This is a genomic window from Peribacillus sp. NJ11 (assembly GCF_030348405.1).
GTDB lineage: Bacteria > Bacillota > Bacilli > Bacillales > DSM-1321 > Peribacillus.
In genome coordinates this window covers 1,745,836-1,771,540 of sequence record NZ_JAUCFO010000001.1, presented here as the reverse complement: position 1 = coordinate 1,771,540, position 25,705 = coordinate 1,745,836, and the positions used below count along the sequence as shown (strand labels likewise).

Annotated in this window: 21 protein-coding genes, 1 tRNA gene and 1 pseudogene; 8 read left to right on the top strand and 15 right to left on the bottom strand. The window is 32.1% G+C overall.

Annotation, left to right across the window (positions count from 1 at the left end):
* Positions 1-28: 28 nt before the first annotated feature.
* Complete coding sequence (locus QUF86_RS08690; RefSeq protein WP_289334063.1) at positions 29-934, bottom strand: DMT family transporter; 906 nt, start codon at positions 932-934, stop codon at positions 29-31.
* Positions 935-1,081: 147 nt separating this feature from the next.
* On the opposite strand from QUF86_RS08690, the gene QUF86_RS08685 reads away from it, so the two are divergent.
* Complete coding sequence (locus QUF86_RS08685; protein ID WP_289334062.1) at positions 1,082-1,789, top strand: MgtC/SapB family protein; 708 nt, start codon at positions 1,082-1,084, stop codon at positions 1,787-1,789.
* Positions 1,790-1,904: 115 nt separating this feature from the next.
* A tRNA-Ala gene (locus QUF86_RS08680) sits at positions 1,905-1,977 on the top strand.
* 91 nt (positions 1,978-2,068) lie between these two features.
* Here the strand turns inward: QUF86_RS08680 and QUF86_RS08675 are convergent.
* The 4 genes from QUF86_RS08675 to QUF86_RS08660 form a co-directional block, all read right to left on the bottom strand.
* Entirely contained in the window at positions 2,069-3,199 is a 1,131-nt protein-coding gene (locus tag QUF86_RS08675; protein WP_289334061.1) for a tyrosine-type recombinase/integrase, read from the bottom strand.
* Between the two features lie 181 nt (positions 3,200-3,380).
* On the bottom strand, positions 3,381-3,581 hold the full coding sequence (locus QUF86_RS08670; RefSeq protein ID WP_289334060.1) for a helix-turn-helix transcriptional regulator: 201 nt from the start codon (positions 3,579-3,581) through the stop codon (positions 3,381-3,383).
* Positions 3,582-4,446: 865 nt separating this feature from the next.
* The gene (locus tag QUF86_RS08665; RefSeq protein ID WP_289334059.1) at positions 4,447-5,403 is read right to left on the bottom strand and encodes a hypothetical protein; all 957 of its coding nucleotides are present in this window, start codon (positions 5,401-5,403) and stop codon (positions 4,447-4,449) included.
* 276 nt (positions 5,404-5,679) lie between these two features.
* On the bottom strand, positions 5,680-6,069 hold the full coding sequence (locus QUF86_RS08660; RefSeq protein WP_289334058.1) for a recombinase family protein: 390 nt from the start codon (positions 6,067-6,069) through the stop codon (positions 5,680-5,682).
* 365 nt (positions 6,070-6,434) lie between these two features.
* On the opposite strand from QUF86_RS08660, the pseudogene QUF86_RS08655 reads away from it, so the two are divergent.
* Positions 6,435-6,656 (top strand): annotated as a pseudogene (locus tag QUF86_RS08655) (ATP-dependent DNA ligase); the annotation flags it as partial.
* A gap of 173 nt (positions 6,657-6,829) precedes the next feature.
* Here the strand turns inward: QUF86_RS08655 and QUF86_RS08650 are convergent.
* Together QUF86_RS08650 and QUF86_RS08645 are read right to left on the bottom strand one after the other, a co-directional pair.
* A complete protein-coding gene (locus QUF86_RS08650; protein WP_289334057.1) occupies positions 6,830-7,909 on the bottom strand; it encodes a UvrD-helicase domain-containing protein in 1,080 nt (359 codons plus the stop codon).
* On the bottom strand, positions 7,893-9,503 hold the full coding sequence (locus tag QUF86_RS08645) for an ATP-dependent nuclease (protein WP_289334056.1): 1,611 nt from the start codon (positions 9,501-9,503) through the stop codon (positions 7,893-7,895). Before QUF86_RS08645 ends, QUF86_RS08650 begins: the two co-directional genes overlap by 17 nt.
* A gap of 194 nt (positions 9,504-9,697) precedes the next feature.
* Between QUF86_RS08645 and QUF86_RS08640 the strand changes: the two genes are divergently transcribed.
* Together QUF86_RS08640 and QUF86_RS08635 are read left to right on the top strand one after the other, a co-directional pair.
* The gene (locus QUF86_RS08640) at positions 9,698-10,543 is read left to right on the top strand and encodes a hypothetical protein (RefSeq protein ID WP_289334055.1); all 846 of its coding nucleotides are present in this window, start codon (positions 9,698-9,700) and stop codon (positions 10,541-10,543) included.
* A gap of 29 nt (positions 10,544-10,572) precedes the next feature.
* Positions 10,573-10,938: a hypothetical protein gene (locus QUF86_RS08635; RefSeq protein ID WP_289334054.1), complete on the top strand. Its 366-nt coding sequence runs from the start codon at positions 10,573-10,575 to the stop codon at positions 10,936-10,938.
* Between the two features lie 173 nt (positions 10,939-11,111).
* Here QUF86_RS08635 and QUF86_RS08630 read toward each other — a convergent pair whose 3' ends face one another.
* Positions 11,112-11,507 carry a GNAT family N-acetyltransferase gene (locus QUF86_RS08630; protein ID WP_289336200.1) on the bottom strand — a complete coding sequence of 132 codons (396 nt, stop codon included), beginning with the start codon at positions 11,505-11,507 and terminating at the stop codon, positions 11,112-11,114.
* A 428-nt stretch (positions 11,508-11,935) separates the two neighbouring features.
* Between QUF86_RS08630 and QUF86_RS08625 the strand changes: the two genes are divergently transcribed.
* A complete protein-coding gene (locus tag QUF86_RS08625; protein ID WP_289334053.1) occupies positions 11,936-12,616 on the top strand; it encodes a hypothetical protein in 681 nt (226 codons plus the stop codon).
* A gap of 736 nt (positions 12,617-13,352) precedes the next feature.
* On the opposite strand, the gene QUF86_RS08620 is transcribed toward QUF86_RS08625, so the two are convergent.
* Complete coding sequence (locus tag QUF86_RS08620; protein ID WP_289334052.1) at positions 13,353-14,081, bottom strand: hypothetical protein; 729 nt, start codon at positions 14,079-14,081, stop codon at positions 13,353-13,355.
* A 1,784-nt stretch (positions 14,082-15,865) separates the two neighbouring features.
* On the opposite strand from QUF86_RS08620, the gene QUF86_RS08615 reads away from it, so the two are divergent.
* Complete coding sequence (locus QUF86_RS08615; protein ID WP_289334051.1) at positions 15,866-17,047, top strand: tyrosine-type recombinase/integrase; 1,182 nt, start codon at positions 15,866-15,868, stop codon at positions 17,045-17,047.
* Between the two features lie 204 nt (positions 17,048-17,251).
* On the opposite strand, the gene QUF86_RS08610 is transcribed toward QUF86_RS08615, so the two are convergent.
* The 4 genes from QUF86_RS08610 to QUF86_RS08595 all read right to left on the bottom strand — a co-directional run bounded on the left by QUF86_RS08610 (position 17,252) and on the right by QUF86_RS08595 (position 20,409).
* Entirely contained in the window at positions 17,252-17,440 is a 189-nt protein-coding gene (locus QUF86_RS08610) for a hypothetical protein (protein WP_289334050.1), read from the bottom strand.
* Positions 17,441-17,547: 107 nt separating this feature from the next.
* On the bottom strand, positions 17,548-17,913 hold the full coding sequence (locus QUF86_RS08605; protein ID WP_289334049.1) for a nuclear transport factor 2 family protein: 366 nt from the start codon (positions 17,911-17,913) through the stop codon (positions 17,548-17,550).
* Between the two features lie 225 nt (positions 17,914-18,138).
* Positions 18,139-18,933: a DUF5677 domain-containing protein gene (locus QUF86_RS08600; protein ID WP_289334048.1), complete on the bottom strand. Its 795-nt coding sequence runs from the start codon at positions 18,931-18,933 to the stop codon at positions 18,139-18,141.
* 276 nt (positions 18,934-19,209) lie between these two features.
* Complete coding sequence (locus QUF86_RS08595; protein ID WP_289334047.1) at positions 19,210-20,409, bottom strand: hypothetical protein; 1,200 nt, start codon at positions 20,407-20,409, stop codon at positions 19,210-19,212.
* Positions 20,410-20,993: 584 nt separating this feature from the next.
* Between QUF86_RS08595 and QUF86_RS08590 the strand changes: the two genes are divergently transcribed.
* Positions 20,994-22,745, top strand: coding sequence for a hypothetical protein (locus tag QUF86_RS08590; protein ID WP_289334046.1), 1,752 nt, complete (start codon positions 20,994-20,996; stop codon positions 22,743-22,745).
* Positions 22,746-23,143: 398 nt separating this feature from the next.
* Here QUF86_RS08590 and QUF86_RS08585 read toward each other — a convergent pair whose 3' ends face one another.
* Together QUF86_RS08585 and QUF86_RS08580 are read right to left on the bottom strand one after the other, a co-directional pair.
* Positions 23,144-24,103, bottom strand: a complete 960-nt coding sequence (locus tag QUF86_RS08585; protein WP_289334045.1) for a DNA/RNA non-specific endonuclease — start codon at positions 24,101-24,103, stop codon at positions 23,144-23,146.
* Between the two features lie 159 nt (positions 24,104-24,262).
* Positions 24,263-25,312, bottom strand: coding sequence for an AIPR family protein (locus QUF86_RS08580; protein ID WP_289334044.1), 1,050 nt, complete (start codon positions 25,310-25,312; stop codon positions 24,263-24,265).
* Between the last annotated feature and the right edge of the window lie 393 nt (positions 25,313-25,705).

Here is a 25,705-nt window from a genome sequence, read left to right as displayed (position 1 = left end):
AAGCAGTAAGTCAGGAGACTTACTGCTTTTATACGGAGACTTGTGTTTCTTCCTGTACCCTACTTTTCTTTTCATCCTTCAGGAACATCATCAAACCGCCCAATATGATGGTACCTCCCAGGACCTGCGTCCATAGTATCGGTTCATCTAATATGAAGTAAGCCAGAACCGTCGCTCCAACCGGTTCAAGTAAGATTCCCATCGAAAGCGTCGAAGTGCTTAACCACTTTAATGACCAATTGAATAAAGAATGTCCTAATAATGTCGGGAAAATGGCAAGCAAAACAAAATAAATCCAATCAGCAGCAGGATATGGTGCCAATGCCTCTCCCTTGAAGATCACATAAAAAAACAAAGTGACTGCACTGATAGCATACACGACAAATGTATATGTTATAGAAGAGATGCGTTTTCGAACATTTTGCCCAAATAGTAAATAACCGGTTACAAGCGCACATGCGATTAGCGAAAGAATATCTCCCCAAAGCGCCATGCCGCTGATTCTCAAATCTCCCCAGCTAATGACAAGGCTGCCTGCTATCGCAATGATGCCGCTCAATATTGCCTTCATTGAAAAGCTTTCTTTAAAAAACAAATAGGCTCCGGCAAAAGCGAATAAAGGCTGGAGGGTGACAAGTACAGTTGAACTCGCAACAGACGTGTAATTAAGCGATTCAAACCATAAAATAAAATGAAAAGCCAAGAACACTCCTGCAGCAATCGAATACAACCAATCCTTTTTACCAATGAATTTAAGTTCATGGCGGTATTTCACCAAGAAAACCGGCAGCATAAGAAGGACAGTAAATAATAAACGGTAAAAGGCTATAACACCCGATGGAGCAGTCGCTAATTTAACAAGGATGGCCGAAAATGAAACGGATGCCACACCAATCGCCAACGCAACATAAGGATTCACTTTTGGCATTTGCATTTCAAACTCCTCCTTTCAAAGGGAATTACTTAACATTGAACTCTATTCTACTATGTTAAAATTAATAGGGTAAGCTTTTTTTAAAAACGGGTATATGGCAACAGACGATCTTTTTCTTCGATAATAATTCGGAAGTGGTGAAACAAAATGGAATGGACATTCGACCCTCAATCGGAACTGCAAATCCTTATCAAATTGGGGATTTCAGCTCTCCTAGGACTAATTATCGGACTTGAGCGAGAAATGAAACGAAAACCCGTTGGATTAAAAACAAGCCTGGTCATTTCAATAGTCAGCTGTTTATTAACGATCGTTTCCATGGAGTCCGCTTATAAGTTCCCAGGAAGTGACGACGTAAATATAACAATGGACCCCTTGCGTCTAGCCGCTCAGATTGTTTCTGGCGTCGGCTTTATCGGGGCAGGCGTCATTCTCCGGCGGGGCAACAACAGCATATCCGGTTTAACGACAGCCGCCATCATCTGGGGAGCGGCCGGAATCGGGATTGCCGTAGGAGCAGGATTTTTTCTTGAGGCCATAGCCGGCGTCATACTATTGATCATCAGTGTGGAATTGGTGCCAGCAATGGTCACCTGGCTCGGACCGATGAAGTTACGGCAAAAAGAAATCTTTCTGCAGCTGGTGGTCAAAAACAAAGATGACATTGCCGTCGTATTGAAAAAAATCAAAGAGGAAAAGATATTCATCAAGAACCTTAGAATCAAAGATGTAGAAGAAGACCTCCACCTTTTGACACTTAAAGTTTTGGTCGATCATAAAGTTAGAACATCTGAAGTGTATTACACCGTCTCCAATCTTAAGGAAATTGCACGGGTAGAAATCGAAAATTCATAATAAAAGAACCGTTTGACTACTCTCAAACGGTTTTTTTTATCATTTTTGCAAAAATCTCATTTTTTATATTGACTTTTCCCCAAAATCCGATAAAATAATTATTGTACCTCAATTCGGGGCATTAGCTCAGCTGGGAGAGCGCTACGCTGGCAGCGTAGAGGTCAGCGGTTCGATCCCGCTATGCTCCATATCCGAAACCCTTGTATATCAAGGGTTTTTTCTTTTCTTTTGATTTGCAACTTCACGTACAATTTTCTGATTGCACAAAAATTGCACATTTTATTCAGTTTCTTTTTGAAAGAAGGATTTTTCTAATCTAAGTGCTGCTTCATCTTGGAGATCAGGAGTAACGTGAGAATATATATCTAATGTAATTCCAACTCGGCTATGACCCAGTCTCTCTGAAACCACTTTAGGATTTTCCCCATTTTTCAACATAAGAGTTGCGTGAAGATGTCTTAAATCGTGAATGGTCACTTTGGGAACTCCAGCTTGCTTAATATATTTGTTGAATTGTCGAAGCTGGTTATTGGGGTCCTTAAGATTCCCATTCATAGCACTAAAAACAATTCCCTGTTCGATAAATTCTCCATTCATCTTTTTACTCCAAGAAAGTTGTTTTTCCCTATGTTTTTTTAAGACAAAGACTACATAAGGAGAAATCGCAATTTGTCTCTTCGATTTCTTTGTCTTTACGTCTTTAAGAATTAACCCCTTTCCCTTTACACGAGCTAAGCTTCTTTGGACGTGTATTTTTCCTTGATATAGATCAATGTCTTCCCATTTTAAGCCTAATATTTCACCTCGCCTCATTCCAGTAAAGATTGCCACTACATAAAATGCTTCATCTTCACTTTCTTTTACCAATCGCAAGAATGTTTCAGTTTGTTCTTTTGTCCAAGGAGTTACTTCTTTTGTTTGTATTTTTGGTGGTGTAGCTTCATTAACGGGATTTTCTTTTATTAATGACCATTTGATCGCTTGAGTAAAAGCTCGGTTTAACAAATTATGATATTCCCGGACTGTTTTTGATGCAAGACCTTCATCCAGCTTATCATTATAGAACTCGTCTATCATCCGGGCAGTAATATTATCCAACATTTGATTGTGAAAGTAGGGTAAAATATGTTTCTCGATTGAGTACCATCTTGTTTCAGCAGTGGTTTCTGCTACACTTCGTTTATAAGTCGAGTTAAACCATTTACGAATATGTTCATTAAACGGTTCTCTTAACGGGTCATTACAACATTCTTCTTGGTAAGTTTGATACATATTAATGTAACAATCTATGGCATCTTGTTTTCGTTTAAAACCACTCTTATACTTCTGATGTTTTTTTCCATTTGAGTCAGTAAACCTTGCCCTAAAATAATAACCATTTTTATCTTTATTTATCTTTGGCATTCGCATTTATTATTACCTCCATATACTGTGACAGGTATGAAGGTGGTCTCTTAAAGTATACCATCCTAATACCTGTCATTATAAAAATTCACTATAAATAAAATGGAGGAGATAAGTAAACCACTATATTCCCCAATATATTCGAATTAACTTTCTTTTTTAGAATTTCTATGCTCACCGATACGAATTATGATGTTTTTGCTTGCTGTTGATGCAACCATTCAATGAAATCATTTCTAAAGACACGCTTGCTTCGTTGACCAATTTTTATTAACGGGAACGACTTATCTTCCATAATTTCATACGCTGTTGGTTTAGAAATTAATAAAATTTCTGATATATGGCTAGCAGTAAGGACCACTGGATATTCTTCAAGATTTTTATACATTGTTGTTTTTGCTCCTCATATTTATTTTCAATAATTAATTCAATTTAGTTATTTAATTCGAACACATTATATTTTTAAAAATTCCTACTTTTCAATAGTTTAGTGAAATTAGTTTTATTTTTATCATATTAATAAAAATCCCTCATCAATGATTTTAATGAGGGATTTGCATATAATGGTTTTCCGGTGTATCCGCTGCTCTAATGTCGTTATTATCGAGGACTAGAATGTTTTTCAGTCCAGGCTTTTTAATAAAAGGTTTTTAGGACTGGGGTGCCTTTCAACCCCAGATCCTGTTTTTTATTATATAAAAGCAGAAATACACTATATTAAGTAAGGTGCTCTATTTTTATTAGATTGCTACTTTTAGGTTCGAGGGCAAATTCCACGGATAGTTTTTATTAAAGGGCATTTAATTATAGAAAAAATAGCCAATTCTATGAACATTTAACTTATGGTCAAAGAAGCTGCTAACTTTACACTTTTTCATCTATGAAAGCGAAAACAATAAGTTGATCACAACCTGTACTAGCGGGAACACGAAAACTAATAACTTAGTAATTTATCTAATTATAAAGATTTAATAAGATACTCTAAGAGCATTTTTTTTAAAACGCTGAAACTACTGGATCCAATTGACCTAAAAGGTGACATAAAAATGGGGTATTTTTAAATATAGGTGACATAAAAATAGGGCATTTTAGCCTTTTCACGCCAAGGGAAGTTATGTGGTTATTTATATATCGGTAACAAAAGCAGTTATAACCACAACACGGACCAGTGTATTTTCATATATTCACTTCCTTTAAATATATGCTTATTATTACACTAATCCGACACGTTAAATAACAAAGAAAAAGAAGTATTATATACACTTCTTTTTTTGTGGTTTTTTTTCGTTATTTTCCAGTTGTTTAAATTGGAACCTAATCGTTTTAGTGTATTCGTCTTCACCTTCATAATCTTTTCTAAACATTAAATCAGGATGAATAATAAAACGATAACTTTTATGTTGCCTATGCACCATCATTGCACCGGCTTTTTCATATGCTTCCACATAACCTCTAACTGCCTCTTCTCCTACTCCTATAATTAGAGCTAATTTACGCTGATTTAAATGTTTTAAAACAAATTTATTTTCTTCTAAAAGTAAATTATCAGAAATACTTAATTCAGGATTAATTATAATATTATGATTAGGGTTAGCCACTAAATAATATGTCTGATAATGAAAATTTCTAATGAATTTTAGTAAAGCTCCACGCTGATTTTTATTTAGTTTGGAGCGTACTTCCTTTAATTTACTAAGGAACATTTTCGTAAAATTAACTTTCGATCCCTGATTTTTAGTAGCAGAAAAAAATTCGCTATTCAATAAATAATAGTTTTCTGTTTTCTTTTTTGGATTTTGTTCACTTATTAAAGCTCCAATTTTAACTATAGCCGTTAAATCTCTCTTTGTTTGTCTTTCGCTTTTACTTAAAAACATAGATATATCTGTTAAATTCATTTTTTGACCTTTTTTTTCACCATCTATGTGAACAAGATAATTCTTACTATCAATAGTGACACATAAAAAAAGTTCCTGTAATACATCAGATTGTGTTAAACTTAATTCTTTCTCGATTTCTCTATCTTTATTGTGCAGGACTCTTACAAATAGACCTCTATTTATGAAATCCATCACACGTTCTTTTTGTTTCTTCTTATTTTCTTGATATGATTTTCTACTTTCAGCTCTAATTATTTGATCATTTTCCTTTAAATAATTTACTACCGCACCGGTTCCAGGATCAATTATAACTAACTGTTTTTTGCTCATAATATATATCCCCCCTTATAAATTAAGCGGAGGCTTTATACGTTTTGATATTTCCGTTTCAAAGATTCCAGTCCATCCTCAACTAATTCCTTATCCTTTCCAATCTCTAATTTGGCCGTAAACATTTGTAATTCATCGTAAATTATTAGGATTAGATGACTACTTACCTTTGGTTTTGGGGCCCACTTCTTCATCTTTTATCCAAACCGTTAACCTCTTCTTACGACACATCCTAATATTTCACAGTAATATATCAACTTTTTACGTATTATATTTTTAATTACGCTCTTTTTCTGCAATGGCCAAGGCAGTTAACACTTGTACATATCCCATCAGCCGAACCATAATATCGCTGTTTTCCATCATAGTATTTAAGAATTCCATATCAAGAAATATGAGCTTAATATTGTGCTTCTGAAAATAATCGACTTCGTTTTTACCTTCACCCAGATTTCTTCCCAGACGATCTAATTCGTGAAAAACAAAAGTGTTTGAATCTTGAACAGTATTTTTTAAATGTTGGTATTCCGGCCGGTCAAAATTTTTACCGGACATTACATCAACAAAGATATTTTCTTCCGGAACTCTATAATTAATTAGCGATTCCTTTTGCCGGAAAATTTGTTGATCCTTTGAGCTGATTCGTATATATCCAAAAACTGACATAATGTTGATTTGCCCCTCCCGATTTTTAAAAACTTTTATAAGACAAATTTATGAGACACGCTAAACCCTTGATACTAGGTTTCCATTTTAGTGTTTCAAAACATTTACCCTATTGGTACTTAACTTATATTCTTTAATTTTTTTATTTTCAAGAGGAATAAAAAAATCTTTGATTATATAATTTTTTATATTAGAAGATTTAGCTAAAGCCTAAAAAAGGAACAAGGGATTGCCTCCCTTGTTCCTTTTTTTCGCAGTATGGTAACTATCCCATACCTTTGATTAATTTGGTAAATAAGACAATTAAATACCACTTAAACCTCCCTTCCTCTTTGCTACAATTATTATAGGAGAGGTGTATTTAAATGTTTGTTAGTCCTATGCTGCTACAAAAATCAAAGCAACCTTTTAATGATTCAAGTTTCATTACCGAGTTGAAATTGGATGGAATTAGATTAATATGGACCAAATTCCAGGACAAGGTCCGTTTATATACAAGGCATAATAACGAAGTTACAGCAAAGTTCCCTGAGCTTTGCGATCTTAATCTACCAAATGGAACAGTTTTGGATGGAGAACTGATTGTCCCGGACCATACCGGAATTTCTTGTTCACTCCAATGTTTAGCCATAAAAACCCTCCATTTTAGAATGGTATTAAGAAATTATATTCGCGATAATCAATTTAAACCCTATTAACTTTTAAGTTTAATGAACAGATCGTATTTCAAAAAACTTTTTTACAAAACAAGAAAGCCATTTTAATTTAAATAATATCTTTCTATCCCACTAACATTAATACTTTCAATATTTGAAATAAACCCAACACTATACCTGGATCTAGTCACTGCAACATAGAATTTGGCTAAAGTAATGTCGTCTAAAAACATTTCACCTGTTTTTAAATAATGCTCCATTTTCTTAGTTGGTTTTATAAGTACCCTGTCAAATGTTAATCCCTTGGATTCACCAAAATTTATTGCACGAACAATTTTTGTTCTCGAATCATATCTTAGGACTTGGGGGTTGAATCTTCTTATATAATCACTTACTTCTTTAGGATTAATAATAAAAAGACCATCGTGACCTGTTATTTGGCTATTCATAGATTTTGTGGGTGGTAAATTTGCAAAGAGATTATCAGAAAAATCGCATATAGCTTGATTACATCTATGATTTATATATAAATACTCGATATGACATCTTTTTCTTTTTTCTTGTTCCTTAAAATAGTCAATTATATTTATTCCTCTATACTTTTTATTTTTAGAAGAATTTGTTGTTGAGTATGTTGCTTGTCTTATATCTCCTACTAAAACCATATTAATTCTCGAACAAAAGAAAATATGAAAAATATCTAAATCATATCCTGACATATCTTGTACTTCATCAATAAATATGTAATCATAAATTTCTTCTAATCTCTTAATTACTTTTCCATCACTTTTTTCAAAGCATTGAATTGCAAAATCTGAAAGTCGGTCTTTATCTATTTCATTTCTTTCATTAAAATAATAACCTCTAATGTTGGTCTTCTTAATGTAATAGCTTGCAGGTCTATCTCTAAAAAAAATGGACTCAATTCTTTTTTCAGGATAAACACTATTTTGATATGGCCTCACCCAATCTGATAGTAAAAAAGAATACCAGGTATTAACATTAACATTAGCTGGTAAATAGCCGTGAATTTGGATAAACTTTTTTATTATTTCTTCTTTATTTTTATTTGTAAAAGTAACAATTAGTACTCTTGATGTATTACGTCGAATAGTTTCCTGTACCAAATAAGTTGTTTTACCGGATCCCGCAGCAGCTATAATGACTTTATTTTTTAATTGCATCTAATATATACCTCGGCATATTAATAGATTGGACAGCCTCAAATATTTTTAAAGCACAATCTGTTTTATTATTTATCATATATTGAGTTAGACGTTCATCACTATATTTTGGATGCCCTAAGATTTCCTTTAGCACACTTGTATCATCTATATTCGCCTTTATGAGTTGAGGTTCTAATGTATTATAGTTTGTATCCGGATCATAACTAATTGTTACAAATTCATTATTTAGATACCCATCATATTTTTGTTTTATGTTTTTCTCTATATCTCCATCGTTATCAGTAATTACATATATTTTTTTCTTTAATGCTATCGATAAATCGAGGAATCTCTTAAATGAGAGGGCATCAACACAAAATATGTCTACCCCTTCTTCAATTGGTAATTTGTTATATAAGTCTTTATACGCTCTCTGTACAACTAATTCATCAGATGGTCCTTCAACTAAAATGACTTTATCACATAAAATAATCCTTAATGTGTCGTAACCAGGTAGCTTCATAAAGAACCTTTTTGTATCATTATCTAAATCATTAAATGTAATTACACTCTTATCGGAATTTAACAAAACCATTTTACTAATATCTAACTTATTTAATACAAAACTACTATGGGTTGTTAAAATTACTTGTTTACCTTCATTCTTATCTTTTATGCTTGAAATAAGCCTATTCATATTACCGTAAGAAAGATGATTTTCCGGCTCTTCAATCATAACTAAGCTTGAAGTATCATTATTTGATTCAAGTGCCATTTTCATTTTGATCGAGCTCTGCTCACCCTTACCTATGAAATCAAATGGAACATCATCTAAATAAGATGTAATGATTGTATCCCAATTGTTTTTTTGAGAAATATCAACAGAAATACTTAAACTTTTATCTGTAATGTCGCCCTTTTTTGTATTTAGCTTTGTGTTTATTTCTTGGATAGATGGAATAGCAGCAAAAGATTCCTTTAATTGTCTATAGTTTAAAGCTAGTTCTGTTTTTTCTCGAACCTCAAGTGTATCTTGAATAATCTTATAAATATATTTATCAGTTCCATTTTGCAACTTGATTGTTGAGGTATCTATTAAAGCAGAATTAAAAGGAATACTTCTATATGTGATGGAGTTGTTAGCAAAAGAAAACCATTTAAAAGTATAGTATTCTATTGGAATTGTATTTATTTTATCTTCGTCTTCGATATAACTCTTATACTCTTCTTCAAAAGATGGGTCAAATTCAATTGATAAATACACCCCCGGACAGTCAATACTTTCAGTATTATTCGTACCCTTTAGAGAGCTATAGCAATTTTCAGGATCGTTAAAATATGCTTCTATTAGTATTGCAGGCAGTGGTGTAGGTTTCTTTTCTTTTATTCCTTTTAAATAACCAGCAATAACATTTGTATTAAATATGTAAGGATTTATTTCGTTCGATATGTGTCTATTGTTAAGTTGACAAGTTAAGACTAGATTTATAGCTTCAAGTAATGTTGATTTACCGGCATCATTATCCCCAACTATAATATTTAAGTCAGGATTAAAATCAATTGAGAAAGCCCCGTAAGACTTAAAGTTTTTTATTACAACCTTTGACAACATTTTTCTCTCTACCCCCTTTTTTTCTATAAAATTTACCATAAGTAAATATTACCATATTCATCTATTAAACAAAGCTTAACAGTAAAAATTAAATCTTAAGAATCAAGTTAATAGTTTTACTTAGAAGTGCTATTTCCTTGAAAACGCAAGACTATGAAGTATAATGTTAAGGATTTTTAGGAGGTGTTAACCTTTTGGAATTTAAAGACTTATTTGATATGAAAAAAATACAAAAGAATGAACCAAAAAAAATATTAGATGCTGCTATAAAATCAATATTTAGCTTAGGTCCTATTCAATTGGTTGGTAAAGAGATGAATGAACTTGCTTATGAAATGCCTTTAAAAGCTGAATTTGATGAACTATCTCCATATATTTTATACGAGAAAAAAGACGGTATATACAAGATTGTAGTCCCTTATTTTGACGAAAGAAAACTATCCGAATTTCAAGTTCAACTTTTTCAAAAGAATATAAATGACTGTTTTCCTGAACGTGGTTTTTATATAGTCGGCAGCTCTGAACTTATTATTAAACCATTGGGATTAATTAAGGTTGAAATGACCGGAATACCTATTATTCGAGTAGGAAAAGACATACGTTATACCCAACCATCTAACGATATCAGAGGCCGTGGCTATCGAGAAAATTTATATTTTTACTACGATTATGACAAGAAGGAATTTCAAAGAGTTTATTCAGATAAATTAGAAGAATGTAGATTCAAAATGGATAGAAATCCGGAAATTGTTGAGGAATATCACGAAAGCGTGCAAGAGTACATAAAAAGAGAAATATTACTAGATGAAATAAAGAAAAGAATTTACAGACTAACTATATCCTATTTACCTGAATTGAAGTCTTGGTTTAAGTTTACTTATGGAGACGGTGGAATAACAATTGGCTCTCTTGAATCATATTTGGATCAATACAAAGAGTTTCTTCAAGAAACAATGTGTAATAACTTAAAGATAAAATTAATTTATTCTAATGTGACAACTAGGGAATATGAAGAGCTAATCAACAAAAAAAGGAGTTAATTAATTTAATCAACAAGGCTTATAAAGGTTTGGATATAATAAAAGAAATTAATTCCCTATCAGAAGAAAATTTCAAAGAATACAATTTAGATAAAAGCAGTTTTTCTGAAGAAGAAATAGCTATTATAAAAATTATAGAAGAAGAGGTTTTAAAAGCCCTGCAAAAATTTAAAGAAGTGAGGCCAACGGAATTTCCTACTACATCATTAAATGAGCAAAAAATATTAAAGGGATACATAGGATATGATTTAAATACAAATGAAGTTTTTCCGAATATTATGCAGCTGCAAAGAAGAACTTCCTTGACAGAAGAAAAAGAGGACTTCCGATCAGAAGTTGATTATGTTTCGAAATTGCTAGTTGAGTTAAAGAATATGAAAACAGAGCTAATCTAAAGGGTTCCTTTTTGAGTGCTTTTCTTAAAATTTGTGCCAAAATGAAAGTAGTTTTGACCATCAATATATGCATATAAAAATGCAAAAACTCGCCACATTGTGATGGCGAGTTTTCTTTGTTTAAGAACCGAATCCTTATTCAACTAAAGACCCGTTTGTTGAATAAGCTTTGTTTAATTTTTTTTTAGGAAATAAAAAGTTAATTCATCATCATTTTCACATTGAGCATATTGCTCCAACTGTAGTCCCTTATACCATACCCCTGAACCGTCAGGGATATATCCTCGCTTAACATACATTTTTTGAGCAGAACCATAACCATAATGTAAACCTACTGCTAGCGATACATAGTCACTATATTCTTTTGCAATTCCTTCTATCACATCCATCATCTTGTTCCCAATACCATTCTTCTGAAATTTAATAAGTACGTTTAAAACAACAATTTCAGGGATGTTTTCAGATGCGAATGGTCCTCTTGAAGCACTTGGTAAAAGTGTTACGTAACCTGCAACTTGATTGTTTACTTCTGCAACTATAACTAACTGCTCCTTACTTTCTTGTCGAATATAGTAATCCTAAAACAACTCGATTGGTTAATGCCACTTCTGTGCTGCAAATTCTTCAACAAATTTTTCTATATCGCTTTTAGCCATTGAGCGAATAATTAGACTGTCACTCTTATAAGAATTCATTTACAAAACCTCCACTTAATATATCATAATCATATCAATCCTTCTTTCAACTCTACTGCTCCCTTAGCTCAATAACAAAATAGGATTGCCGCAGCAATCCTGGTTCTTCCACTATTGTACGGGTTAGTTTAAGTACATATCTCCACAATCTTTAAGCTCACCTCATTAAAAGTCATTTTATTTAAGGCGTTCCTCTCTTGTTATTTCAACAAACAAGAAAAAAAAACACAATTTTTATAAAATTGAGTTTTGATTTTGCTATGATGTTAAAGTAAAAATAAATTAGTAAAGGATTGTTGGTGTTGAGTAAAAAAAGATCAAGACAACAACAAGGAAAACCTCCACAAACTAAGGAGAAAAATAGCTATTTTACACCCCAAAATGTGATAGCCATAGCTGCGGCACTTATTGCTTTATTAGGTGTTTGGCTTACTCATAACACATACAAATTAACGGCTGAACAGTTTAATCTAGCATTTGAACAAAATGAGAATGAAAACAAAGCTGTCTGGATAAGCAAAGTTGATTCGAAAGACGAACGTATTACATTTATCTCAAACAGCGACCATATCGTTATGCAACGTGCGTTTATTTATTTCCCTGAACCATTTACAGATTCCAACAGGGAAATTTTATTCCCGAATTTTGAGCTTCCAACATCAGTATTAACTATGGATGTGAAAGAGTATTTAAATTCCAAATTCACCCGTGAAAAAGGAAAGGCACTAGTAGCAGAAGGAAATATTCCTTTCGCTTTACAGTCCTACTATATCTCTAAAGGAAACAGTTATAGCATACAATCCGTTTATCATTTGCGTTATATTGCTACATTAGGTGAGCGTGATAATGACTTCCCTACATTTGAAATTCAAGGCTTTTGGTTTGATCATCATCTTGATGTAAATGAAGATCCACAAGAAGCTCTGAAAAAAGTTTGGGTAAATGGTGAATATAGAGCGGACTATACAGGCTTAGAGAATTAAGTCTGTTTTTTTATAAACCTACATCCTGTATCCATTCATAAAGTCCTTAGCATAGCTCTTCACAGTCTCTATCCTGTTTTAAAAGTTGATTATCAAGGGATAGAAATTCAGTTTAGTTTTACCAGTAATTTTATCTTCCACTAACCTGCACCGTCAGTTGAACAAGGAGGTTTTTCAAAATTCTTACTTTCTGATAAGTTTTTTGTACGGCACGACTTGCTGTTCATTCAGAACGATGCGAAAAAGATTGCGAACAAATAAAAAAAGGCACTCGTTAATTAGTGCCTTCTTAAAGTCCTATTTATATTTTGAATATATATCATCTAATTTTTCACCGTATTCTCTTAATTCCTTATGAATTGTCAAAATATAATCAAAATATGTCTTTGCTAATTCTTCTCTTTTCTTCTTTCATATTCGCACCCGTTAGTTAAGTACTTTACTTCACAAATTTGCCTCTGTCCCATCGCTCTAATAAAAAAAGCCGAGGCCGCCTTAATTGGTAGCAAACTGAAACTAGGACAATCAATTAAAGAACTCTATCCAAATGAAATTGTTTTATTGTCCATTTGATACCTGAAAGAAGTGACCTATAAAGCTCAAATGCACAACTCCATACCGATCAACAGCGTTCTCTGGAGTGGGACAAAGCTTGGAACTGTTAACTTTGAGCGTTTAGGTAGGAAAAGAATCTTTTTTATCTTGGGAGGTTTTTCAATATTAAAATGTATAAAAGCTAAAAATCTACTAGTTCACTAGTTTGAAAATGTTCATAAAAATGGAGGTCAACAAAATTAATATCAGAGGATTTTGCTATACCTGCGTGTAATAATTGTACATATTTATTCCCTAAAAGGTCTTGATAGTGAACTATAATTTTTAATCCATATATAAGTTCCTTAACATCTTTCCCCGGAGCATATATCTGGGCTTTAAAACTTTTTTCATCATCCTTCTTTACCAATTTATAAGAATATTCCTCTTTCACTTCTTTAATTACTTTGTGGTTATTTTCTGCATCTACAAATCTAAATGTAATACTCCTAATTTGTGCGTGGCCCATCCCAACATTATTTATAATTAAATTAAAATACCATTCCAAACTGTCCTTATCTTCATACGTTGCTTCCCCGATATTAATATGGCCCCAGGATTCACCTGCTAATTGTCCATTTGAATTATCAAAATCTTCTTGATTATAACTTATTTTATATTCAAGTATCGGTATCACTGACAGTCTATTTTTCTCATCTTCTGTCTTTTTTTGATGCTGTAAGGTTAAATAAACACCCAAAAAGGTTACTGCACCACCTAATGTACTTCCTAGAAATCCACCGTAAAATCCTAACCAATCATATTCTTTAGTCAAATGGATAAAAGAAGTTATGTTAAAAATATCTAACGTAATGAAGAAAGCCGGAATTAATAATATAATTATAAAAAAAATAATAACATACTGCTTCAATTTATTATTCCTCCTCAGTTAAAACCTAATTAAAAATAATGACCGAAACCTAGTAGAAAAACCTAATTGCTTTTGCTCCTTTTTCGAATATTTTCCAACATAAAACCAAATATTGAGTATACGCTGCTATTTAATTTTAATTTATATGTTAGGAAAAAGAAAATACCCTTAAAGGAGAATGTGTTTTCGACGATAGACTAATGGACGATCAAGTAAATGTATCGAATGATTATGATTTTGTACCTTTGGATTCAGACGGGGATGCAAGGCCAAGACCTCATCAGGTCACGAAGGGTTCACTAAACGTTGTTGTTCTTTGGTATAGGGAACATTTTAGCAATTTACCCCTATTCTCATAAACTACATTTACGGGTGAAATTTTATTAGCTAAATTACACCCTAAACATTTCTTTTTTCCATTCATATTATCACCTCTCTGTTTGTATTTCTTAGTAAAAATAAAATCCTTCTTAAAAAACCTGCATCTTTAGTTAAATAAGAGTCCCGTACTGGCACTCTAAGTGACACTGAGATTAGCAGTAGTTTTGACCTTTTATTTTAATTATCCATCATAAAAAAGGAGGTTGATTACTATTTCAAATTCACTATAAATCTTTTTTATTATTTTCATAAATCTCCAAATTCCTAATTATAATTTGAGCATACCATTTTTGTTCACTACTGAAAGTGAATCATCTCGTAAGTGAAAGAGATAATCTTATTAAAAGATATAACAAGGATAAAAAGGATTGGAGTTGATTTGATTTTAATCAAAACTAACAAACTGCAATAACGAAAAAAATTTAACTTTAGAGGAGTGATGTGTAAACAAAATATCAGCAAGACTACTTTAGAAGCGTTAGAACGAAGTTCTCAAAACATCCAGAAGCGATAATTGAGACACGAAAGAAAAAGTAGAAAATTTTAATTAGGCGTGTGATGTGCAAACAAAAAACCAAACTAAAAAAATCAATAGGAGGAATTAAAAAAATGTTTGGCAGAAAAATTCAGAATATGTATGATCTGTAATTTATTATGTGTAGTGTCAAAGGAAAGCGTTAGTTGTTACATTTGGATTTAAATTGGGTTAACAGCCCGCTTTTACCGTTGTTAAGTCCAGAAGTGGATATGCACCAATCTCGGTCCTTTTTAGGGAAATGATTGGCGGTCTAACCTTATCTACGGATAAGTGTGAACTCAGAGGAAACCTGAGAGAGCATCGATGTAATGGAGGCATCGATGTGCGTGGGTAAAACTGCGTCCGTAACTAAGTGAATGCCGATGAAACGGTATGTTCTAATGAGATATGGATTACGATCTATATTTGATTAGAATGTATCTGGACATTTGTAAGATACGTTCACTTGGTCAAAGCACTAGCATAATGGGTTTAGGATTAGGTCACGAATGGTCCTGGAATGAAGTAATTTTGAGAATGGTTTCGGCGTTTAGCCGAAAGCGTCGATAAAATTACGAATGGCAGGGACAGACGTGCCTTGAGCAGTTTCTCTCCGGATAGAGTTTTGAGAAAGTGAAACATTAAGGCGATGTATCGCTGAAAATGTTGAGATTTCGAAACCGATATCCTGGAGGGAAACTGCTCAAAATATACATAGCTTTTTCACACCTAAATTTTGGTTTAATCCATACCAAATCGCCTAGAGTCTGTTTGTTCGTAATCGAAGGTGATACAGCGAAGCTTTCATCCTTCGGGCGAACATTACAGACTCTTGGCGGACGCAATTTTTGGGCTCACTCATTTTTACAAGCAAGGGGGCGATTCAATGAGCAAAAAGAAAAAGCAAAACACCGGCAACAAACGAAGCCAAATGAGTAATTTGGAGATCGCAATCCAAAATGTTGAGGCTGCATTCCGCGAAGGTGAAAAAGCTGGTATTACAGTAAAAAAAGCTAAGTGGCGAAAAACTACTTATGCTGATTATAAAGATTCTGTGATAACAATGTTAAATGATATTGCCAGATTAGAAGGTTCAGATTTTAAAAGGCTATTGCCGAAATTTATGAATGGAACAACTTGGGATAAATATTTTGAAGTCTTATCCAATCGATATGAGGAAGATAAACTTTCGGCAGGACAGATTCAAAGACGCGTTAATGCACTTGAAGCATTCCGAGTGATGGTTAGAGAAACAAATGTCTTAGGAAAAGGCACAACAATACGTGTCGGGAACAAAGTAGAAAGGCTTGATTATCTAAAACTTCGTGGAGTATATCGTTCTAAAGACGAAATAACGGCTATAAAGCCTTCTAATGATGAAATCAATGCAGTCCATTCAAACATAAATACCAAAACCAAAAAAGGAAAAATTTCACTTGCTATTAACGAATTACAAGTAGAAATTGGTGGAAGAATAAAATCCATTTTCAAATTAGAAGTTAGAGATATTGATTTTAATAAAAAAACCATTACCTTTCGTAATGATAAAAACAACTTCACTCGTACAGTTCCAATGACAGTAGCAGCTGAAAAGATTTTGCTTAATGCTTGTCACGAAAAGAAACCAGGATCCCCTGTGTTCACTATGGTAGATTCTAAAGGGAATGATATGTCCCTAGAAAAATCAGTGAAGACAGTTCAAAGATATACAAACGTCGCAGCTAAAAGAACTGGTGTAAATCGCGAAAATAGAAGATTCACAACACATTCGAATAGAAAAAAATATGCTCAAAATATGTATGATAAGACTCATTTTAAGAGCAAACAGCAACTAAAAAAAGAAATTGGTAAATATGTAAGAAATCAAGGATCAAATCAGCAAATTTTAGTAGAAAGAATGAAAAAAGAATTAGAAAGAATTAACGTATATCGAAAAATGAATGGGAAGGACCTAAAAGGATTCTCTCACGAACATTTAAGACTAATGCTTGTATCACTCCACTTAGGCCATTCAAGATGCGATGTCGTTCTTTCTTATATCACCCCTGACCCTATCCGTAAAAAGTGAATGGGAATAATAAAGTCATTAAGATTCACATATAAAAACGTAAAGAAGACACTACTTAAATTGCAGTATCTCCTTTTAAAATTCTTTAAAAAGATTAAGTTCATCTTTACTTCTGAAATTAAAACAGATAATAAAGGTGTTTAATACCTTATGGAACTAAAGCACCCTGTTACTTTAAGTACAATACTTCACAATCTCATCGTACTATGAAACAACCTCAAATTTCAGGGTGTTTCGTTTTACTATGATATATTCACCTGTTGATTTATTCATTACTTGAGACACTTCCTTCGTATGCTTTATCTCAAACCAATCATTTTGTATATCCACCAATAAATTTACTTCCACATCACTTTCCCCATATTTTAAACCACTATAAGATAATTTTGTCATCGTATTCATCCCTTTCTTAATGAATAATATTCATCTGATGAGACATAAGACATATTCTTCTTATTGTATTATCCTGCTCCATTAAGCACACTAAGGAGAGATTAAATTTAAACCGAAGGCTCAGTTTTGGTACCTTGATGAAAAACCAATTTCCATACACCTTCATTTAACTTCCATATAGAACTACGTAAGGAATGTTGGTTACTAATTTCATTGAAAATTCGGTATGTAGCTAATACAATACCATCCGATAAAAGGCGAATCTCAAAATGACTCAATTCCATTTTAACTATTCCTATTCCGACATCTGCAATATCTTCATCTTTATACAAAACCTTACCTGAACTTCTGAATTCAAAGAAATCATCAGCCAATAATTTTTTTAGCTGAGTTCTTGATGAACGTATTTCTGGATTTAATAAATTCTCCTCTAACTGTTTTATATGGTCTTTTAAATTATTATCTGTTTCCATTTAGAATGTCTCCTTTACAGCGATTAGGATACTAATTCAACAAAAAAGAGCACAAATCCTTTAGATTAATGCTCCAAATGCTATTAAGCTAACCTGCCAAGAGCGTCTAAGCAACTCAACGATTTTTAGGTATAGCACCCGTTTGTTGCACAACTTTTCACTATCTTCGATGTGTAATACAGAAACCTCCAACAGTCCCTATCTTAACTCTGCTGGCTGGTAGAACTATTTACTTCTTGAAAGTCTGTAATTTAATGACAATAAAACATTGAAGTCTTTTAGTTCCTTCATTAAACCATAAAAAGTATATAAATCGTTTATTGCCTCTAATAAAAATTTTTTAACTGTTGAAATATTCATTTCGTTATTCGTAAATCCTTCTAATACATATACTTGATTAGGCTCAAAACGCCACCTTTTCATTACGTCCATTGAGTGTACTTCAGAGGAAAGAATTCTGTACACAAGTTCATATTCAGCAACCAAGTCCAGTTTTCTGCATAATTGCTCAAAGTTTTTTGTTTTACCATCTAAGTTATACCAATTTTGATTTTTCCCTCTTTTCTCAAACACATCTGAAAACTGAAGTTGTATCTTATTTAATTTTTCTTCAGCTTCAAATTTAATATCTATTTTTATTTCTTCAATTCTCTTCCCTAACAGTTTTCTAATTTTTACCCCATCTTTATTTTCAGCGATTAAACTATTAAACATTGAAAATTCCTTCATTTTTTGTGAAGCTATATAAGATTTTGCGTATAATCGTCTATCCTTCAGTAGGAGAAGCTTTAAATAAATATAACTCTCAAATATACTACGAGTAATTAAATCAATTGATACTAATTTTTCTGCATCTAAAAGAGATATTAATGAGTCTATTTTTCGTACCATATCCTCGAAAAATCCTAATATAACTGCATCCTCTATTTCAAATTTCTTATTTTTCTCACTAAACGCCTTGGAAAAAATCATCTCTAGTGAGCCATCAGCCTCTTTAAGTAATCTTTTTAATATCCTCAAAACTCTTCACCCTTTTCTTTACTCATATCCTTTCATCTGCCCTCATTTGTGGTATTGCGAATTGCTTTTAAAAAGGTCCCTTCCATTCAAAAAAATTTCAAACCCACTTACTTAATGCAAATTACTCGTTTCTTAATTTGAGTAACGCAACTAACTCAACGAGTGTGAGTTGACAGAACAGATTTAGAAAATGCTTATACTAAGGCTCTCTTCTTCGTTTTGACCTAGATTAAAGCTTTAATAGTTTCATTGTCCATATCAAACATAAAGCAATTGTTATTGCACTTCTGTAGTTCCAATGTAAATGTTCTCTTTATCAAAAATGAGTTCGATTGGCTGATTATATATCTTGTTAACTGTATTAATTTTTTCAACAAAAGGTCGGATGTAATCGTTCTGCTTTTCTTTAAATTGTTCCATAGTCCGCTCTGTTCTCTCTGAACCTTTCTTTTCTATTTTTTTGCTAATAAATATAAAGGGCCCGCCCAATAATACTTTGCTAATGTCTCGTTCCTTTATTAAATTATCGCCTAGATCTCTGCTCAAGCTTGTTAATCCCTTTAACCCTTTGGACTGTATTGAGGAATGAGAATAACCTTCAATTTGGTCATAGCTGATAGTGAAGAGTTCACTATACTTAAGTGAATAATCTTCTATTTTTTTAGAAATACCATCAAGATATGCTGACTCAAAGTTTTGTAAAAGAATTACTTCAAGGAATGAAGAAAAGGAATACACATATAAAGCAAGTAGGTAGTCTTTAAACTCAGACCGAATTTTTTCTAATAGCTTTTCTACCCATTGATCCAAATAAACAAAAGACGACTTCTTCTTTATTTCAGTAGTTATCAGGGCACTGTATAAATCAATTTTTCTTTCTGCCTCCTGTTTGATACGCAGGACTATATTATAATTGCTATTTTTATATGTATCGTTGTTCCAGTGGTATTTATAATTATTAAGAACATCCGTCAAAAAATTGAGATCACCTTTAAGATCAGACCTCTCTTTTTGAAGAAGAAAATCAAGGATTTCTTTCTGCATTTCTTGGATGTTGTCGAGTTTTTTATCAATGGTCGCTAGAGTCGCAGCCATAAATAGCATTGTTGGATTGCAGACAAGAGGATTCAACACGGCCTGTCCGCCACCTACTGCACCGTTTTCCTTCAAAACGCTACCTAAGTATCCAGAACCATTTTTAAATTCTGCTAGGTTTCCACCTTTTGGGATCGTTACTTGATATAATCCACTTGTAGCTCCACCTCCATTTATGACATTTCGAAACGCCGCAGTCAAAGGCTCAAAGGCAGTCCCGAGGGTTTTAAATCTCGATAGAGGAAGCTTTGTGTATTTAGCTACAGAGATCTGTTCTTCTATAATGCTAGGGTAAAATTCAACATCTGTCATTGTCATTGCTTTTACAATTTCGTTTTTCCGGTCAGCAACTTCGTTAGTCTTTTCAAATTCATCTGACATATCTTACTCACACCTTTTTCTTAATTCCGCAATTTATTCTATACCTTATGATTACATTTTCTTAATTATTGCCCGATACCAGGACTAAATATTTTAAAAATTAACCACACTTTCCATTCTCCAAGAGATTTTACTTAAACTGATTGCTATAATGACTAAACTTCAAACTTTATAACCTCTAATTGTTCTTTATTCATAAATTTATCCCCAAAATAAATATCTTTGGGATTCTATTCTTCAATCAGCATTATAAATCCTTCTTCAAGTAACCTGCTCCGTTAGCTCAATAAGAAAAAAGCGATATTCTTTTTGAACAATCGCACCCATTAGTTGAAGAAAAAAATTGACGCTTATTTAACAATTGAGCTCGATCGTTGAAGTTATTATTTAACAATTTATGAGCTTTTTACCGATAATTTCTATATAATCTGACCAAAACTTAAAGTTTGTATTGGAAATAATATTCTTTAGAAAAAAATAAAAGCTATGATAACAATAGTATTATTTGGTAGTATAAATTATAGGATATCTTTAGAAAACTTTTACAGTACGTAAAAAATAATAAAAATGATGTGGTGTATAAATTGCAAGCAAAGATAAGTTCATCTCTTAACAAATACTTAATTTCAATATGCCTTATTTTAATATATCTATTAATTTTCCCTTTAAGTGAATACTCTTTTATAGAGGTAAAAGTCAGTCTTTCAATGCTTAGAGAAATGATCTCAATAGTAATTGGCTCAATAAGTTCAATTCTAGGGATAGTAATAGCAGTTTATATTTTAGCTTTTAGCTTATTCGAAAAGAATTTTAGTAGTATTTCATATTCCATTTTTGTTAATTCAGGGCAATTAATTAGGTACTTCCAGTTATGTTTTATCACTATTCTAGTTATGATAAGTGCAAACTTCCTACTTGATGAAAGCCTTTCAAATGTTGGTATTAATATGCTAGGATATGGACTTATCCTATATGTATATAGTCTGTTACAAATATATCCTACTATTAAGAAGATAATCAATGAATCAAAATCAAATAAACCAGTAGAAGTGATGCTAAGTGAATTAAATGAGGATTCTGCTAATATTTTTTTAATGTCACAGGATTTTAAAAAATTGAGTAACAATGCTTTTTATATACTGACAATGCTATCAAGAAATTTTATTATTAATAATGAAAAACTTATTATTAATAATATTCTAGATAAATGTACTGAGCTAATTAAAGCAAAAATAGATACTACAAACGTGACTGAAGCAAATCAAATTAGAGATTATATGAATGCTTTCGTAAAATTATTTAAAGCACTGATGAAAGATTCAGAAGACCAGAAACAAATGTGGATTTTACATCGTTTATTAATTATGTATATCGAAATTAGAAAATACAGTTTAATTAAAAAAGTTCCATATTATGATTTTATAGAATATGAAGAAATTATCCACGATATGTGTATTAGGCATATTAAAACAAACTTTTCAGAATTAGGAAGAAGGTATGTTCATTTTTTATCAGATTTTATGATTCAAAATATAGAATACGATTTACCCGCTGAAACAGAGTTGCTAGTGTTTCAAATGCATAATAAGGCGACTCAAAAAATCAATTATGATCACTTAAAAGGTGCTCAATGGGAATATATAGGGAGTACAATATTTTCCAGAATAAATAGTATTGCTGAAGCTGCTATTAAAAATAGAGATTATGAGGTTTTTACATCTTGTAAATTTGTTTATAACTCGATTTTTAGTTATATATTGAAAAGTGAAAAATTAGGTAGTAAACAGAAGCGATTAATGATTATCACAGGCTCCTATAACTTTTCCAATTTATTAAAACAATCATTAGAGGAAAATCCTGATCAACATCTCCTTTCTACATATAATATACTTACGCTCCATAGTGAAATAGAAAATAATGACGAATTAAACATTATTCTTTGCAATGATTTTGTTGAATTATTCCCTTTTCTAGCAAAGCATAAAAAATTAAACTCTTTTATAATAAATGAATATGGAACATTAGGAAGGACGCTTTCAAAGTATATAAGTAAGAGTGAAAATATTGAGTTAATTGTAAAAAAACTTATAAAGGTAATGGTATCAACAAGTAACACAATAATTAGTAAAATAGATTTATATACTCTAACCACTTATATAGAAACATATAAACAGGTGGAATCCATTATTAAATGGACAGAACGTGAGAATAAAAATGAAGATTTAATCACTAAAATGGAAAACATTTTAGGAGAAATGAATGATTACCAAAACATTGTCGAAATGATTAATGATGAGAATATGTATTTAGAGATGATAATGGACGAAAAAAAATAACTATATTATTTTTATCATTTTAATGCATTTATTTTATATGTAAATTGATAAGAAGTTCTTAAATTGAAATGATTTCGGAATGGTGTTAAGCTATGTCATCCCTCCCGTGTGTAACAGAGAATGAGAGGATACAGAATTTACTGTATCCTCTCTTTGTCTTATTCAACTAACCTGCTCCTATAGTTCAATAACAAAAAAGCTGCCTCAATGACAGCTCGTTCTTAAACTCTTGCACCCGTTAGTGAAAAGTAATTAAATTTCCACCGTACAATTTTTATAGGTGATATCACCATTAACTTCAGTTGTTCCTGTATAGACACCCATTTGCAAATTGTAATAAATCGCCAACGAGGAAAATGTTCTTACGTTCATTTATTTTGCCTCAAAGTTCTAGGGGTTTACTCACCTACCATACCGTCGTTATCACGATCTTCCATATATGGGTATAACCAATGATCACTCGTTATTGGCATACTAAAGCCTGCTGCTTTTGCTTCTTTAATCGTCACCTGTCCATTACCGTTTGTATCAACACTAGAAATATCACCGTTTGCGTTTGATCCAGTTGATTCAGCTGGTTCAGTTGATTTAACTGGTTCACTGTCTGTTAAACCGAGTGATGCGTTTACTTCGTCAGGGTTCACGTTGTCAAATGTATCAACAATCTTGTTGCCCATTATCGTATAAGTATATTGATAACTCGAAGGAATCTGTGTTTTTGTATTCGAATAAGTGATAATTGCTTCAAAGTCAGTAGCACCACCTGCTCTACTTATTGAATCTTCCATATAAGCTTGATCGCCGTGTCGATTGAGTGTGCTATCTTGTGGAGTGATATTATAAGCATTTGCTACCCCTCCGAGAGAATCAGCAATGATATGTCCTTCATCTAAAACGTCACTTTCAACACCCGGAACCTTTGCCTCATCAGAATAGTATCTGCCAGACGATAATACAGCTTCAATATTATCATCTTGCAGAATGATTTCGTCAGCAATGACACGTACTAGTTGTCCGTATTCATTAGTAAATGCCCAATATTCACGGTCCCCATAACCAATGTCAACAACTACGTTAGGTTCACGATAACCAGACAAATCACCACCATCAACTTCAATAAGTTTGTATCCTGAGAACAGCTCATTATTTGGTTGGGTTGGTGTTTCCTCCGCAACCGGAACACTCGGCGTTTCCTCTACTACTGGTTCATCTTCTTCTTTTTCATTATTTTTAGTTGTTTCAACTGTGGTTACTTCTTGTGACTCTATTTCTACATCTGTATTGGATGTATCTTCTACGTTGGTACAACCAACCATAAAGATGATCGTTAAATGTAAGATTAAATAGTTCATTTTCATTTTAGGACTCTCCTATATAGTTTCATACTGTTCATTCTAAAAACGATGACTTTCAACTTATTCCCCCATAACTTATCTTGTCTTATTCTATAATCTTACTATTTTATTTTTAATTGCTGATTAGAATCATATGTTCATATCTATTAAGCTACCATTTTATCACAACAATTCATCAGCAAATAAACGTTTGATTCTATCTTGAAATTTTGTTTCTCTATAAACCCATTCAGCTTTTGTATCTTTAAACGGTGGTTTATTAATAACTTTACCGACCTCTTTTGAAAGCTTTTCGCAAGTCATTAATGCTTGTTCAATCGAATAGTCTTTTTTCAAAACAGGAATATTATTTTTATTCACTTCTGTCATATATTGAATCCCATAAATAAAAACTAGAGCCATTCCCTGAAGCAGTTCACCCTTTTTGGAGAATCTGCCAGGCAAATTACTTTGAATAACCTTGTTACTTCTTAGTTCTTTATACAAATACCAAATATCAGGTAAAAGATACCTTGTGTATGATAAAATCTGCTTTTCATTGTTTTCTCTAACTATCTTGGCTTTCCTTAATAAAGATATTTGAAATGAACTTTCAAGATACTTGTTACCTTTACCAACTTTAAATATATTGGCAACTTTCAATACATCCGTAACGTGGTGTTCTCCTTCATCTCCTTCTTTGTAAATTATTGATTCTTGTGGGAGAGCGTCTTTAATCCAATCGTGTGCACCAATTTTTTCTCCCTTTGAAAATTCTTCTACTTTTTTTGACATATTTAAAGCTACGGAAATATCAATTAACTTTTCTTTTGGTAAATTTACTTCAACCGTTACATATACATAGGCGTTAGAATTTCCATTTACTCTCAATATTTTGTAGGTATGACCTCCATTAAATATCCCTTCTTCTGGTAAGAAAAACAATTTAACTTCATTCCCGTTTCTAATAATTTCTGTTGCTACCATACGTATACCTAAATTCTTAAAACGAAAACTTTCTGGATCATTTCTTAATGTATGAACCATTTCCTTAACTGCTTTATTTTTGCTTCCGGTATATTCTCTACTATTAGCTTTATTAGGAATATTCGTCTTCAAAAAGTAATTTGTTTTTACAACCATAACAATAGTTTTTCGACCATCAATAATCATCTCATTAACATAATCTGCCTTAAGAGTGACAGAGGTGAGTTCATTTTTATTTATAATCATTTTCTAGCTCCTTAATAATTTTTTGTTTTCAAACCCTTGCTTTTATAGCTGCGATCCTTTGGCTTAGTTAAGCATTCCTTAAAATATGCATAATCATATTCATATTTTTAGCTAACACTCCAAGTAGCCGCGCTGATAAGTGACATTATAGTACCATAATGAATAGGTGTAAACACTATTATTAATAAGGTTTTAAGCTTATATATTTTTTACATAATAAAAAAAAATAGATAAAAATATAAAAGGAAATATAAAAAAACCAGATAAATAACAATGAATTTTTATACACAAATAACATAAAAAAAATAAGGACACAAAAATATAAAATAGCACTCTATATATATGTTAATAATTACCACTAAATTTCTTCAAAAAGAGATGTAGTAATCATAG

Bases quoted from the DNA above. Each gene is read 5' to 3' on its own strand.
- QUF86_RS08690 (WP_289334063.1), bottom strand. From the start codon at position 934: ATGCAAATGCCAAAAGTGAATCCTTATGTTGCGTTGGCGATTGGTGTG.
- QUF86_RS08685 (WP_289334062.1), top strand. From the start codon at position 1,082: ATGGAATGGACATTCGACCCTCAATCGGAACTGCAAATCCTTATCAAA.
- QUF86_RS08675 (WP_289334061.1), bottom strand. From the start codon at position 3,199: ATGCGAATGCCAAAGATAAATAAAGATAAAAATGGTTATTATTTTAGG.
- QUF86_RS08670 (WP_289334060.1), bottom strand. From the start codon at position 3,581: ATGTATAAAAATCTTGAAGAATATCCAGTGGTCCTTACTGCTAGCCAT.
- QUF86_RS08665 (WP_289334059.1), bottom strand. From the start codon at position 5,403: ATGAGCAAAAAACAGTTAGTTATAATTGATCCTGGAACCGGTGCGGTA.
- QUF86_RS08660 (WP_289334058.1), bottom strand. From the start codon at position 6,069: ATGTCAGTTTTTGGATATATACGAATCAGCTCAAAGGATCAACAAATT.
- QUF86_RS08650 (WP_289334057.1), bottom strand. From the start codon at position 7,909: ATGCAATTAAAAAATAAAGTCATTATAGCTGCTGCGGGATCCGGTAAA.
- QUF86_RS08645 (WP_289334056.1), bottom strand. From the start codon at position 9,503: ATGTTGTCAAAGGTTGTAATAAAAAACTTTAAGTCTTACGGGGCTTTC.
- QUF86_RS08615 (WP_289334051.1), top strand. From the start codon at position 15,866: ATGAGCAAAAAGAAAAAGCAAAACACCGGCAACAAACGAAGCCAAATG.
- QUF86_RS08610 (WP_289334050.1), bottom strand. From the start codon at position 17,440: ATGACAAAATTATCTTATAGTGGTTTAAAATATGGGGAAAGTGATGTG.
- QUF86_RS08605 (WP_289334049.1), bottom strand. From the start codon at position 17,913: ATGGAAACAGATAATAATTTAAAAGACCATATAAAACAGTTAGAGGAG.
- QUF86_RS08595 (WP_289334047.1), bottom strand. From the start codon at position 20,409: ATGTCAGATGAATTTGAAAAGACTAACGAAGTTGCTGACCGGAAAAAC.
- QUF86_RS08585 (WP_289334045.1), bottom strand. From the start codon at position 24,103: ATGAAAATGAACTATTTAATCTTACATTTAACGATCATCTTTATGGTT.
- QUF86_RS08580 (WP_289334044.1), bottom strand. From the start codon at position 25,312: ATGATTATAAATAAAAATGAACTCACCTCTGTCACTCTTAAGGCAGAT.